At 60.0% G+C, this 13,168-nt stretch carries 9 protein-coding genes; all 9 read left to right on the forward strand.

Annotated features, from left to right (window positions below; genetic code table 11):
• The first annotated feature begins 85 nt into the window (after positions 1 to 85).
• The 9 genes from nhaA (at position 86) to L6758_RS08200 (ending at position 12,639) form a co-directional block, all read left to right on the forward strand.
• Positions 86 to 1,444: a Na+/H+ antiporter NhaA gene (gene nhaA, locus L6758_RS08160; protein ID WP_237205370.1), complete on the forward strand. Its 1,359-nt coding sequence runs from the start codon at positions 86 to 88 to the stop codon at positions 1,442 to 1,444.
• A gap of 311 nt (positions 1,445 to 1,755) precedes the next feature.
• Positions 1,756 to 3,309, forward strand: a complete 1,554-nt coding sequence (locus tag L6758_RS08165) for an alanine/glycine:cation symporter family protein (protein ID WP_237205369.1) — start codon at positions 1,756 to 1,758, stop codon at positions 3,307 to 3,309.
• Positions 3,310 to 3,487: 178 nt separating this feature from the next.
• Positions 3,488 to 4,990: an APC family permease gene (locus L6758_RS08170; RefSeq protein ID WP_237205368.1), complete on the forward strand. Its 1,503-nt coding sequence runs from the start codon at positions 3,488 to 3,490 to the stop codon at positions 4,988 to 4,990.
• A gap of 455 nt (positions 4,991 to 5,445) precedes the next feature.
• The gene (locus tag L6758_RS08175; RefSeq protein WP_237205367.1) at positions 5,446 to 5,904 is read left to right on the forward strand and encodes a hypothetical protein; all 459 of its coding nucleotides are present in this window, start codon (positions 5,446 to 5,448) and stop codon (positions 5,902 to 5,904) included.
• A 233-nt stretch (positions 5,905 to 6,137) separates the two neighbouring features.
• Positions 6,138 to 7,556 carry a TIGR01777 family oxidoreductase gene (locus L6758_RS08180; protein WP_237205366.1) on the forward strand — a complete coding sequence of 473 codons (1,419 nt, stop codon included), beginning with the start codon at positions 6,138 to 6,140 and terminating at the stop codon, positions 7,554 to 7,556.
• Between the two features lie 102 nt (positions 7,557 to 7,658).
• Entirely contained in the window at positions 7,659 to 9,947 is a 2,289-nt protein-coding gene (locus L6758_RS08185) for a 5'-nucleotidase C-terminal domain-containing protein (protein WP_237205365.1), read from the forward strand.
• Positions 9,948 to 10,101: 154 nt separating this feature from the next.
• Positions 10,102 to 10,437: a PLD nuclease N-terminal domain-containing protein gene (locus L6758_RS08190; RefSeq protein WP_237218642.1), complete on the forward strand. Its 336-nt coding sequence runs from the start codon at positions 10,102 to 10,104 to the stop codon at positions 10,435 to 10,437.
• Between the two features lie 66 nt (positions 10,438 to 10,503).
• Positions 10,504 to 11,568: an NAD(P)-dependent alcohol dehydrogenase gene (locus tag L6758_RS08195; RefSeq protein ID WP_237205363.1), complete on the forward strand. Its 1,065-nt coding sequence runs from the start codon at positions 10,504 to 10,506 to the stop codon at positions 11,566 to 11,568.
• 132 nt (positions 11,569 to 11,700) lie between these two features.
• Positions 11,701 to 12,639 (forward strand): DUF808 domain-containing protein, encoded by a 939-nt coding sequence (locus L6758_RS08200; RefSeq protein WP_237205362.1) that lies wholly within the window; start codon positions 11,701 to 11,703, stop codon positions 12,637 to 12,639.
• The last annotated feature ends 529 nt before the right edge of the window (positions 12,640 to 13,168 follow it).

Below are 13,168 nucleotides of genomic sequence, written 5' to 3' on the forward strand. Positions count from 1 at the left end.
GCATCTCAGATTCCGGCATTAGCTGGGCTAAAGGAGCATAATGGAACCTGAAGCAAGCGAAGACACACCTGACCTAAGGAGAGGCATGACTGAAGCGCCTCACAAGGACCCGCTCTTTTCCCGCGGATCGTACGCCGAGACCAGCCGCGTCTCAGAGATTATGCGCAAGGAATCGGTGGGTGGTTTTATTCTGCTCGCCGCCACCGTGCTCGCCGTTATTCTGGCTAACTCCCAAGCCGCACATTTCTACGAGAGTGTGCGCGATACCGAGCTGGGCTTGAACATTCCCGGCTTCAGCCACCTGATGATGAACGTGCACCTGTGGGCCGCTGACGGCCTGCTCACGGTCTTCTTCTTCCTCACCGGCCTAGAACTCAAAAAAGAGTTCGTGGTGGGCGACCTACGTGACCCGGGTAAAGCCGTCGTCCCCATCGCGGCCGCCTTCGGCGGTGCCATGACCCCGGCTATTATCTATTTCGCCATCAACCACGGCAATGAGACCGCTGTGCACGGCTGGGCTATTCCCGCCGCTACCGATATCGCTTTCGCGGTGGCCGTCCTGGCTGGTGTGGGCACCTTCCTGCCCGCGGCCCTGCGCACCTTCCTACTGACCTTGGCTGTGGTCGATGACCTGATTGCCATCGTCATTATCGCCCTCTTCTACACCAGTAACTTCCACGCCTGGTACCTGATTATCTCTATCATTCCTATCGGGCTATATTTCTGGCTGACCCACAAGCACGAAAAGCTGTTCCACAATCACAAGTGGGCGGCCTGGGTTATCCTGCTCCCCCTGGGGCTTATCACCTGGGCCCTCTTCCTGGAGTCCGGTATTCATGCCACCATCGCGGGCGTCATTCTGGGCTTCTGCGTCCCCGTCCGCATGACCGCCCAGGCTAAGCAGGCCGACGCCCACGCCTCCCTGGCCGAGACCCTGGAGCACCGCCTGCGTCCGCTCTCCACCGGCTTCTGCGTCCCCGTCTTCGCCTTCTTCTCCGCCGGTGTAGCCGTTGGCGGCTGGGACGGCCTTAAGACCGCCCTGGCAGATTCCGTTGCTATCGGTATTATGGTCGGCCTGGTGCTGGGTAAAACCGTTGGCATTACCGGCACCACCTGGCTCATTACCCGCTTCCGCGGGGTTAATCTCGACCCCGATATTAAGTGGATCGATGTCATTGGCCTGGCAGTCACCGGCGGTATCGGCTTCACCGTCTCCATGCTGGTTGCCGAACTCTCCTTCGAGGCAGGCTCCCTGCACACCGAGGACGCCAAGGTCGGCATCATGATCGGCTCCCTCATTGCCGCACTTCTGGGTGCCGCCATCCTGTCGATTCGCAACAAGCACTACAAGGAAATTGCGCTGAAGGAAAGCGTGGACGAGAACCAGGACGGCATCCCCGACGTCTTCACCGACAATACGGACGCGCCCCGCCCCGGCGCCTAGCGTCCGTCCGCCCCAGCACACCTGCAAGGGGACCGCAAAACCTAAAAGGGACCGCATATCACGTGGTCCCTTTTAGGTTTTGCGGTCCCCTTCTAGGGTGAATTCATAAGAGCGAAACGGCAACATCACACCGTACCTGTTTTGCACAATCGCAAGCGAGCTGTGAGAATTACCCCTAGTGTTCACCGCCCTAGCGCCGGTGATTCTCCGCCCTTGCTGCCCACCATGCAGCAGCTAAGGCGCCCCACCACGTGCCACCGCGCCCACCTATACCCCGGGCCGGCCCGGCCTCTTACCGATTTGGAGTACACATGGATACTCTGCTCAATGCAGTGAACTGGATCAACGAATCCACCGCTGGAGCAACCGAGGTTATCACCGGCATCTCAGATGCACTCTGGGCCTACTTTCTTCTTTTTGTCCTGGTAGCAGCAGGCCTGGGCATCACGATTGCCACACGTGGTGTGCAGTTCCGCCTCATCGGCGAAATGTTCCGCACCCTCAAGGACCCCGCCGGCACCGAGTACAACGGCAAGAAGAGCATCTCAGCCTTCCGCGCCTTTACAGTTTCGGCAGCCTCCCGCGTGGGTGTGGGTAATATCGTCGGCGTTGCCATGGCTATTATCCTGGGCGGCCCCGGCGCCGTCTTCTGGATGTGGGTCATCGCCTCCATCGGCGCTGCCTCTGCCTTCGCAGAGTCCCTGCTGGGCCAGCTCTACAAGCGCAAGGGCGAGGATTCCTACATCGGTGGCCCCGCCTACTATATGCAGCGCGGCCTCAACGCCCGCTGGCTAGGCCTCATCTTCGTTGCCTTCATCGTCATCACCTACGCCTTCGTCTTCGTCGCCGTGCAGACCAACGCTATCGTTGGTGCGGCCGCAGGCTCGTTCGGCATTGACGTCACCGGCACCAACGGCATGGGCTTCCGCGTCACCCTCGGTATTATCATCGCGGTCATTGCAGGCTTTATTATCTTCGGCGGCATCCGCACCATTTCCTCGGTCACCGAGGTGCTGGTTCCCTTCATGGCAGTTCTCTACCTAATTCTGGGTCTAATCATTGTTGCAATGAACCTGGGTGCCGTCCCCGGCATCCTGGCAGATATCTTCGCAGGTGCTTTCGGCCTGAAGGAATTCGTCACCGGCACCGGCGTCGGCATGATTATCATTCACGGCATGCGCCGCGGCCTGCTCTCCAACGAGGCCGGTATGGGTACCGCCCCCAACGCCGGTGCCACCGCGTCCGTCTCCCATCCCGCCAAGCAGGGCTTCGTGCAGGCTCTGGGTGTCTACTTCGATACCATACTGGTCTGCTCCGTGACCGCCTTCATCGTGCTCGTTGCAGGCGATATCCCCTACGGCAACCGCGATGCCTCCGGCACCCTCACCCAGACCGCTCTCTCAACCCACCTGGGTCCCTGGGCAGTTCACTTCCTGACCGTAGCGATTGCCCTCTTTGCCTTCTCGTCGATTATCGGTAACTACTACTACGGCGAGTCCAACATCCGCTTCGTCACCGAGAAGCACCTGCCCATGAACATCTTCCGCGTCATTGTGATTCTGTTCGTATTCTTCGGTGCTATCGCTTCGCTGGATCTGCTGTGGAACCTGGCTGACCTGCTCAACGGCGGTATGGTTATCGTCAACCTGACCGCGGTCTGCCTGCTGATGCCTAAGGTCATGAAGGTGCTCCGCAACTACGAGGCTCAGCGCAAGGCCGGCCTCGAGCCGATCTTCCAGGCATCTGATCTGCCCGAGATTAAGAACCTGGACGCCTGGGACGGCACCGACGAGCTCACCCAGCGCGAATACTGGGAGAACTTCGACCGCGAGCAGGCTGAAAAGCGCGCCGCCCGCGGCAAGTAGGCTCAAGCCCCCGAGTAGTTAACCCGCAAGGACGCCGTCGCCCGCCACCCTGCCCCGCAGCAGGGATGGTGAGCGGCGGCGTCCTGGTTTTAAACCCCTATACTGAAAGCTGTTCTTAACCGCCACCGGGGCAGGCTGCTTAGGTCTGCTCCACCGCAGAGGATGATCTTTAGCGACAATGACCAACGACTTCCGCCACAAAGGCCTCGCCGCAGGGCGCCTGGGGCTAGCTTCTTCAACCGTCATCGGGGTTGCATCAACCGCCCCCATGTACTCACTGGCTGCCTCTATCGGCTTCATCGTGATAGCCGTGGGCTATCAAGCCCCGATAGCCCTGATTTTGGGCTTTATCCCTATGCTCCTGACGGCGCTCTCCTATAAGGAACTGAACGAGGCGGTGCCGGATTCGGGCACGGTCTTCACCTGGGGCGCTAAAGCTTTTGGGCCGAAGACCGGCTGGATTTCTGGCTGGGGCGTGATTGTTGCGGGTGTGATTGCTATGGCGAATCAGACCCAGATTGCGGCTATCTACTTCTGGCTGCTGGTGGGGCAGGACGACCTGGCCCAGAACAAGCACGTCATTGTGGCAACCGGTGTTCTGGTGATTGCCCTGACCACCTGGATTTCCTACCGCAATATTGAGGCCGGTTCACTGACCCAGTGGCTGCTGGTGGGCATTCAATACGTGGCGATTGTTTTGCTGGCCCTGGGTGTCTTTAATTCCCTGGCATCGGGGGCTGTGACCGGCTATGAGTTTGAAGCCAGCTGGTTCAACCCCTTTGAAGCGAGTTTTGACGGCATGATTCAGGCCGTGCTGATTGCTATCTTCATCTACTGGGGCTGGGATACCTGCCTGGCCATTGCCGAAGAGACCAAGGACCCTCACCGCACTCCCGGCCGCGCGGCCGTCCTCTCCAGCTCTATTCTGGTGGTCACCTATGTTTTCGTGACCGTGGTAGCCCTGATGTATGCGGGTGCCGGTTCGGGCGGCATTGGCCTGGCTAACCCCGATAATTCGGACGACGTCTTCACCCCCTTTAAGGACGCCGCCCTGGGCTCCTGGGGTTGGGTTATTATTCTGGCGGTGGCTGTTTCTGCCCTGGCGACCTGCCAGACCACGATTCTGCCTTCGTCCCGCGGTATTTTCGCTATGGCGGTTTACCGGTCAATTCCGGCTAAGTTCGGCGATGTTCACCCCAAGTTCAAGACCCCCAAGACTTCTACCGTCTACATGGGTGTTTGCTCGGCTCTCTTCTACGCGGGCATGACCTACATCAGCGAGAACATGCTGGCCGATACGATTGAGGCCGCCAGCGTGGCTGTGGCCCTGTACTACGCAGTGACGTCCTTCGCCTGCATCAAGTACTACCGGGGCGATATTTTCACCAGCGCCCGCAATGTGGTCTTCCGTTTAATCATTCCAGCAACCGGTGGCGTGATGATGACCGCGATTCTGGTGATTTCTCTGGTCAATATGGCTGACCCGGAGTACGGCTATACCCAGATGCTGGGTACCAGCGGTGTCTTTGTCACTGCGGTAGCTTCGTTTGTGATTGGTTTTGGCCTGATGGCGCTGTTGATGGGCCGGGATGAGTTCAAGCCCTTCTTCCGGGGTGAGACTCTGAATATGGATACCCGGGTCAAGGTACCCGAGTCTGCTGACCTGGACGAGGTGAAATAGAGCGACTGTACCACCATGCCCTCTCTAGCACCGGTCAAGCGTGTGACAGAGAGGGCAACACGCCCTGAAAGTCTAGAAATTTTTTACAGATAGATAAAATTTGCACTATTTAGGGGTACTTTTATTTGACCTTGCCAGACCCAAATCAGGGGGCAACCCTATGTGCCTGCCTAGTTTTTATCCCCTTTTATACCTACAGAATCTCAGGTTTTGCAGAGGTTCAGATGTCATACTTGGTGTAGTAGGTCTGGAAGAGTTTGGGCTGACAGACCTGCGATTCAGAGTATGAGTGTGTTTCAAATTTATCGTCTCTGATAGCTGCCCGCAGGGGTGTGGGCAGTGCATCGAAGTGGAGGCGGGCCCCCTGGGAAGGGCTCGTCTCCACTTCTCTTTATCCCCTTTCTTTGACTCCGAGTACAGTAGATACGAAACATCCGCCTCGGCAAGGAGTATCAATGGCCGTTGATCCGCAGCACACCCAGATTAAAGAGACCGCCTTTGCGCTGGCCCGTAAGTTTGGGTGGGCCCTTGAGTACAACGGTGGTCTGGAGCTCGACGGTGAGTTTCTTGACGATGCTGACCTGTCGGTGGAGCGCTCCGAGGACGGCGTGCAGGTGGAGTATGTGCTCAATATCAGTTATGCCGATTCGACCGCCTACGGGTACACCCTCACGCGCGAGGCGGCGAGCGCCCCGGCGTCCGCCTTTGGTGTGGGCGCTTTTGGTCAGGACGCGGGCGGCCAGGCACCCGCACCCAGCAGCTTTGGTACGGGGGCGGGTTTTGGCCTGGGATCTTTCGCTACGGATGGCCTGCCGGGTGAGAATGCGGTGACCCTGGCTGAGAAGTATTACATCACCACGCTGGCTGAGCTGATTGAGGCTGTGGAGGCGAAACTAACCGCTCTGGCTATCTAAGGGGTTCCGCAGGCTCACGCTCGCTGCCGACCCTCTCGCCTGGTTCGCTTCGCTCACAAGGCGATTCACGCCAGCCGCCGAGCCAGCAGCTTCGCTGTGAGCCTGCTCCACCCACCTTAATGAATAGGTCTCTAGGTCGGCTTTCTTTTCTATCAATCGCGCGTGCCTGCTACGCATTACCCCTCCCAAAAGGTAAGGTTGCTTAAAATTCCTTTGATTCCAGGAGGGCTTCCATGGCTGACTTTACCTACACCGCCGCCTACCCCTACGCCGAGGAAACTGTGCGCACCTGGTTTATGCGCCCGGGTGCCCTGACCCGGGCGACCCCTCACTGGGCTGGGTCGGTGGTTGAGGAGGGCAGTCCCCAGGAGCCGGGAAGTACCGCTCATACCCGGGTGGCCCTGCCGCTGACCTCGGGCCTGCTGACCCTGCCGTGGGCAGTTCGCCACACTCGGGCGTCCGCCGATTCCTTTACCGATGAGCTGACCCGCGGACCCCTTTCGGCCTGGGAGCACACCCACGATTTCCTGCCCACCCCGGGCGATACGGTGGTGCGTGACAGTATTACTTTTAGGGTGCTCCCCACAGCCCCTACCCCCGTAGAAAAGGTGGGGGCTGGCGCCGAGAGACTGGCTCAGGTGGCTGCTCAGAAACAGCTTGAGAAGGTTTTTGCTGCCCGCGAGCGCCGTATCGGTGCTGATCTTGATTTTCAGCAGCGCTATGAAAGTGACCCCCTGACGGTCGTGGTGGCTGGGGCGTCCGGCATGGTGGGGCGCCAGGTGGTTGCCCTGCTGACCGGGGGCGGGCATACGGTGCGTACGCTGGTGCGCCGCGCACCCGAGGCCGAGCACGAGTTCCGTTGGGATCCGTCTGCTGGTGAGATTGATACCGCCGCTTTTGAGGGTGCGGACGCCGTGATTCACCTGGGCGGGGCCAGCATCAACCAGCGCTTTACCGAGGAGAATAAGAAGAAGATTCTTACCTCCCGTGTTGAGTCCACGACCCTGCTGGCAACTACCCTGGCCAGCCTGGTGCGGCAGAGGAGTGCGGACGCCGCCCCGCACGTTTTTGTGTGTGCCTCCGCGGTAGGTTTTTATGGCCCTGACCGGGGCAACGAGGTGCTGACCGAGGATCAGGACGCCGGGAGCGGCTTCCTGGCGCAGGTATGCCAGGCGTGGGAGGCTGCCTGCCAACCTGCTCGTGAGGCTGGACTTCGAGTAGTTAACGTGCGCACCGGCCTGGTGCAGTCTGCCCTGGGTGGTATGTTGCGCCTGCAGCTGCCGGCTTTCTTGAGCGGGACCGGTGGTTGGATTGGTTCAGGTAAGCAGATGCAGAGCTGGATCAGCCTGGACGATATTGCCGGTATCTACATGCACGCTGTTCTCACTGAAAAGTTAGAAGGGCCGGTGAACGCGGTGGCCCCCACGCCGGTAACGGCAAAGACCCTGGCCAAGACAGTAGGAAAGGTGCTGCGCCGACCCATCCTGCTACCTATCCCTGCTGCCGTACCTGCCCTGGCCCTGGGGCAGGAGGGGGTTAAGGAATTAGCGCTAGCAAGCCAGCGCGCCAGCGCAGATAAGCTACTGGCCAGCGGTTACGTTTTCTTTGAGCCAGAACTTGAGCAGGCCCTGGCCCATGAGCTCGTCCGCTAGTTTTCTAATTCACTGAAATGTCATCTAAAACAGCGGCGGGAGGGCACGAAGCGGGCTATTCTGTTGAATGACACACATCATCATTCTCACCGAAAGATAAGCATGTCTTCTTCTCTCTCCCGCCGCCTTGCTAGCCTGGCAGCCAGCGGTACGACCGTTGTTGCCCTGGTTGTTGCCCCCGTTCCGGGTGCAGGTGCAGCCGATACCACCACTCTGACCCTGCTGAACATTAACGACTTCCACGGTCGTATTTCCACCAGCATCGCCATGGGCCTGGCCAACACCATCCAGACCGAGCGCGCAGCTGCCACCGATGGCTCCCTGCTGCTGTCTGCTGGCGATAACGTGGGCGCCTCACTCTACGTTTCCAGTGTTCAGAAGGACCAGCCCACCCTGGACTACCTGAACGCACTGGGCCTTTCTGCCAGCGCCGTGGGTAACCACGAGTTCGATGCCGGTATGGACGACCTGGTTAACCGCATCATTCCCGCGTCCTCTTTCACCTACCTGGGCGCCAACGTCCTTAAGGCTGACGGCACCCCCGCCCTGGAGCCCTACTACACCACCGAGGTCAACGGCACTACCGTGGCTGTCATCGGTGCTGTTACCACCGAGACCCCGCAACTGACCGACCCGTCGGCGCTGGCGTCCGTGCAGTTCACCGACCCCATTGAGGCCGTGAACAAGTACGCCGCGCAGCTCTCCGACGGCGATGCGAGCAACGGCGAGGCCGACGTCATCATCGCTGAGTACCACGAGGGTGTAGATACCTCAGCCCCCGAGTCAGACGCGATCATCAACCAGACCAGCGCCGCTGTAGACGCTATTTTCACCGGCCACACCCACGCCGAATACGTCATTGACGGTGCGGTTCCCGGCCAGACTGGCAAGACCCGCCCCGTCATTCAGACCGGCAACTACGGCGATAACCTGGGCAAGGTTGTGCTGACCCTGGATGCCGACAAGAACGTCACCGCCTACTCCTCCGAGCTGGTCAAGCGCATGAGCGCCCCCACCGCCGAGCAGATTGCAGTTGATCCCGTCCTGGCTAACGTAAACACTATCGTCACAGAGGCTAACGCCTACGCCACCGAGCAGGGCTCTGTGGTAGCTGGCCAGGTCAGTGCTCCCATCACCACCGGTTTTGACTCTGCCAAGGACACCCAGGGTGGCTTTGACATGCGCAACTACGAGTCCACCATGGGTCACCTGGTAGCGGATATGTACCTGGCTGCCGCTAACTCCACCGGCCGCACCCCCGCCGATATCGGCATCGTCAACCCCGGCGGCCTGCGCGATGAGCTGCCCGGCGGCCTGCGCACCTCACTGGGCCTGGCCGTGAACAAGAATGTGCGCGTCATGGACATCATCAATGTGACCCCCTTCGCCAACAACCTCTGGACCACCGAGCTCACCGGCGCCCAGCTCAAGACCGTGCTTGAAGAGCAGTGGCAGCAGAACTCGGCAGGCGAGATGGCAACCCGCCCCTACCTGCAGCTGGGCTTCTCCTCAAACGTCACCTACACCTACACCGGCTCCCCCGACGCTGAGGGCTACGCAAGCCGCGGCTCCAACGTGCTCGATGTGTACGTCAACGGCACAAAGGTTGAGGACGCCGACACCTACACCGTCGCTATCCCCAGCTTCCTGCTGGGTGGCGGCGACAACTTCGGCACCCTCTCCCAGGGCGCTAACGCCAAGGACACCGCCCTGGTAGATTCGGACGCCTTCGTTGAATACTTCAAGAACGCTGGCACCGTTGACCCCAACTTCGCTAAGCAGGCTGTGCGCGTTGCCGACCTGGCTAAGAGCTACGATGTCAACGGCACCCTGGCCTTCTCCCTGTCTGACCTGAACGTCCGTAGCTACGGCGTACCCGCCCTGACCGAGCTGAAGGTCACCGTGGGTGGCATTGAGGTTGGCACCGTTGCTGTTGCTGAGGACGGCACCGCGGCAGTTTCCCTTGACCTGGCAGGTAAGGGCATCACCAACGGCACCCACGAGGTTGTTCTGACTGATGCGACCGGCGTTGCTGGCACCACCGTCCGCCTCTCTGCGAACTTCACCGGTGCGGTTGCCGAACCCACCCCTGCCCCCTCTGAGGAACCTACTCCCGCTCCTTCTGAAGAGCCGACTGTAGCTCCCAGCGAAGAGCCCACTGCCGCCCCCTCTGTTGAGCCGACTACCGAGCCGACCGTAGCTCCTAGCTCCGACAGCAGCGACATCAGCAATGCCGGCTCTTCACGCCAGGAGTCAAGCAGCTCTTCCTCTTCGACCGGCAGCTCACTCGCTAACACCGGTTTCACCGCAGCCATGGTTGCTGGTGCTGGTGCCCTGGCCCTGTTTGCCGGTGGCGCTGCCCTGGTAGCTAACCGCCGCCGCAAGGCCTAGAGGTTTACACCGCAGGCTCCACGCCCTAGAACGGTGAACACCTAGTCTGCCCTCACAAAGGGACCAGATTACTCTGAATTGTATGCGTTGTGTACAAGGACTATGGGAGTAATCTGGTCCCTTTCTCTCTGCTCTGACCGCTACCATGGACACTATGCCCCTCGATGTCTTTTCCACCCCCGCCCTTTCCCCTACAGGCCTACTTGCTGCGGGCGTCCGCGCCGCTGAAGAAACCGGAACCCAGCTCAGCCTCTTCGGCTGGTTCTTCTACCCCCTGCTCTTTCTTGCCATGGGCCTGGCCATTTTCTGCGTGCTCACCGTGCACCGCCAGCCCCACCTGAGTGAAATCCAGAAGCTCAAGTGGCTGCTCTTCACCCTTTTTATCCCTATCGTTGGCCCCCTAGCCTACTGGCTGCGCATGCGCTCTGACCGACGCGAGCGCACCGAAGGCATAACCGCTCACTCTGAGAGCGAACCGGACGGGCAGTAGGTAGCGCAGCCTGCAGGCAGGCGTAAAGTGAGAGGTGACAAGACCACTTCACTCAAGGAGACCCCCGTGCCTATCACCGTCAAGGCCCTGCAAAAATTTGGCCCCGACCAGCCCTTCAAAGTCACCGAAATCGAGCGTCGCGACCCCCGCGAGGACGATGTCGTCATCAAGATTGAGGCAGCCGGTATCTGCCACTCCGACATTCACACCATCCACAATGAGTGGGGCCAAGCCCACTTCCCCCTGGCCGTAGGCCACGAGATCGCGGGTACTGTTGAGGCTGTCGGCTCTGCCGTCACCAAGTTCAAGGTGGGCGACCGCGTGGGCGTTGGCTGCCTGGTCAACTCCTGCGGCGAGTGCGAGCAGTGCGCCGCTGGCTTCGAGAATAACTGCCTGAACGGCTCTGTGGGCACCTACAATTCCAAGGACGTAGACGGCACCATCACCCAGGGCGGCTACGCCCAGAAGGTCACCGTCAATGAGCGCTTCGTTCTGCGCATTCCCGACGCCCTGGACTTCGACGTGGCAGCGCCCCTGCTCTGCGCCGGCATCACCACCTACTCACCCCTGGCCCGCTGGGGCGTTAAGCCCGGCATGAAGGTAGCCGTGATGGGCCTGGGCGGCCTGGGGCACATGGGCGTGCAGATTGCTGCCGCCATGGGCGCTGAGGTCACCGTGCTCTCCCGCAACCTCAAGAAGGCGGACGCCGCAGCCAAGCTGGGTGCCGCCCGCACCCTGGCTACCACCGACGAGGGTTTCTTCACCGAACACCGCGGTGAGTTCGACCTGATTCTCAACACCATCTCAGCCCCCATCAGCCTGGACGCCTACCTGGGTCTGCTTAAGCCCCGCGGTATTCTCTCGGTTGTTGGCCTGCCCCCGGAATCCCTGGACGTTCACATGTTCAGCCTGGTCGGCGGCGGCAAGGTGCTGACCGGTAACAACATCGGCGGTATTCCCGAGACCCAGGAGATGCTGGACTTCTGCGCCGAGCACGGCATCGGCGCTGTGATTGAGAAAATCGGCGTGGACGAGGTTGATGCCGCCTATGAGCGTGTTGTAGACGGTGATGTGCAGTTCCGCGTGGTTATCGACACCGCAACCTTCGACAGCGCTGAGGTCAGCGCCTAGCCGACCACCGGCGTCCTAATCTATATAGCTCAGACCCCGCCCGCCAAAGTGTGTGCGGGGTCTTAGCCTGCCTAGGGCCGCCGGGCAGTATTCTTAGGAACAAGACAACCTTTCATTCCCGAGGAGATTTCTATGGCCGGTGGTTTAGCGGCTCTCTTAGATGACGTAGCGGCTCTTGCCAAGCTGGCAGCTGCAAGCGTGGACGACGTGGCAGCGGCGGCTGGCCGCGCCAGCGTGAAGGCAGCCGGTGTGGTGGTGGACGACGCCGCCGTCACCCCGCAGTACGTGCGCAATATCGAACCCAAGCGTGAGCTGCCCATCATCAAGAAAATTGCGGTAGGGTCCCTGCGCAACAAGCTGGTCTTCATTCTTCCTGCAGCCCTGCTGCTGAGCCAGTACCTGCCCTGGATGCTCACCCCCCTGCTTATGCTGGGCGGCACCTACCTCTGCTTTGAGGGCGCCGAAAAGGTCATCGAGATGTTCTCGAAGAAGGAGCACGCCGCGGAAGAAACCCCCGCGGTGGTGCAGGGTGAGGACGCCGAGAAGAAGATTATCTCGGGGGCTGTGCGCACCGACTTCATTCTGAGCGCCGAGATCATGGTGATTGCCCTGAACGAGGTCGCCTCTGAGGGCTTCTGGTCCCGCGCCGTTATCCTGGCTGTGGTCGGTATCGGCATCACCATTCTGGTGTACGGTGCCGTGGGCCTGCTGGTTAAGATGGACGACATCGGCCTGGCCATGGCTCAGCGTGAATCTGCCGGGGCGCAGAAGTTTGGCATGGGCCTGGTGAAGGCTATGCCCGTGGTCATGAACGTTATTTCTGTCGTGGGTACGTTCGCCATGCTCTGGGTGGGTGGCCACATTATTCTGCTGGGCCTTTACGATATGCACTGGTGGGAGGCTCCCTATCAGTTCGTGCACCATCTTGAGGAGTACGGCCACCACCTGCCCGCCCTGGGCGGAGTAGCAGCTTGGCTGATCAACACCTTCTGCTCTATGGTGATCGGCCTGATCTGGGGCAGCATTATTGCCGCTGTGGTTCACTTCCTGCCCGGCAAGAAGCACCACTAGGCTTTGTAGCTCCTCGTGGAGGGGTCCTGCAGGATCACGCTCGCCCCTACGAACCCCTCCCCTAGTTTGTACCGTGCCCTGCCCGTTTTTGACGCTAAAAACGGGCAGGGCACGGTACATTTCAACAGTAACTGTGGCACTGCCCGCCACATGTGGCACTGACACCACCACATTTGGCGGCTGTCGGCACATATACCTTCTGGCCAGCGCCGGGGGAGGCAAGCAAGAATGCCCGCACCCGCCGTGGCGCCCAGCTGCCGGATAAACGAGTATCACAGAAGCACCACGGCCCCATTTTCAGGCACGAAAAAACCCGTTTTCCCTAGCTCTTACTAGGAAAAACGGGTTTTTCTTCTCTGTGGGTCATTTGTACCGTTAAAACTAGCCCGGTATAGCAAGGATTGATATGTACTGGCTTTAGTTCCGACAATTATAAGACCACTAAAGCACCATCAACCACCTCCTGCGGAGTCCGATAACCAAGACTCTGATGCAACCGACCAGCATTCCACCAAGCAACCCAAGACGC

Source organism: Rothia nasimurium, assembly GCF_928382285.1.
GTDB classification, from domain to species: domain Bacteria; phylum Actinomycetota; class Actinomycetes; order Actinomycetales; family Micrococcaceae; genus Rothia; species Rothia nasimurium_E.

What these genes read in the sequence shown, in the direction of transcription:
- L6758_RS08170 (WP_237205368.1), top strand. Translation starts at nt 3,488, where the DNA reads ATGACCAACGACTTCCGCCACAAAGGCCTCGCCGCAGGGCGCCTGGGG.
- L6758_RS08190 (WP_237218642.1), top strand. Translation starts at nt 10,102, where the DNA reads ATGCCCCTCGATGTCTTTTCCACCCCCGCCCTTTCCCCTACAGGCCTA.
- L6758_RS08165 (WP_237205369.1), top strand. Translation starts at nt 1,756, where the DNA reads ATGGATACTCTGCTCAATGCAGTGAACTGGATCAACGAATCCACCGCT.
- L6758_RS08180 (WP_237205366.1), top strand. Translation starts at nt 6,138, where the DNA reads ATGGCTGACTTTACCTACACCGCCGCCTACCCCTACGCCGAGGAAACT.
- L6758_RS08200 (WP_237205362.1), top strand. Translation starts at nt 11,701, where the DNA reads ATGGCCGGTGGTTTAGCGGCTCTCTTAGATGACGTAGCGGCTCTTGCC.
- L6758_RS08175 (WP_237205367.1), top strand. Translation starts at nt 5,446, where the DNA reads ATGGCCGTTGATCCGCAGCACACCCAGATTAAAGAGACCGCCTTTGCG.
- nhaA (WP_237205370.1), top strand. Translation starts at nt 86, where the DNA reads ATGACTGAAGCGCCTCACAAGGACCCGCTCTTTTCCCGCGGATCGTAC.
- L6758_RS08185 (WP_237205365.1), top strand. Translation starts at nt 7,659, where the DNA reads ATGTCTTCTTCTCTCTCCCGCCGCCTTGCTAGCCTGGCAGCCAGCGGT.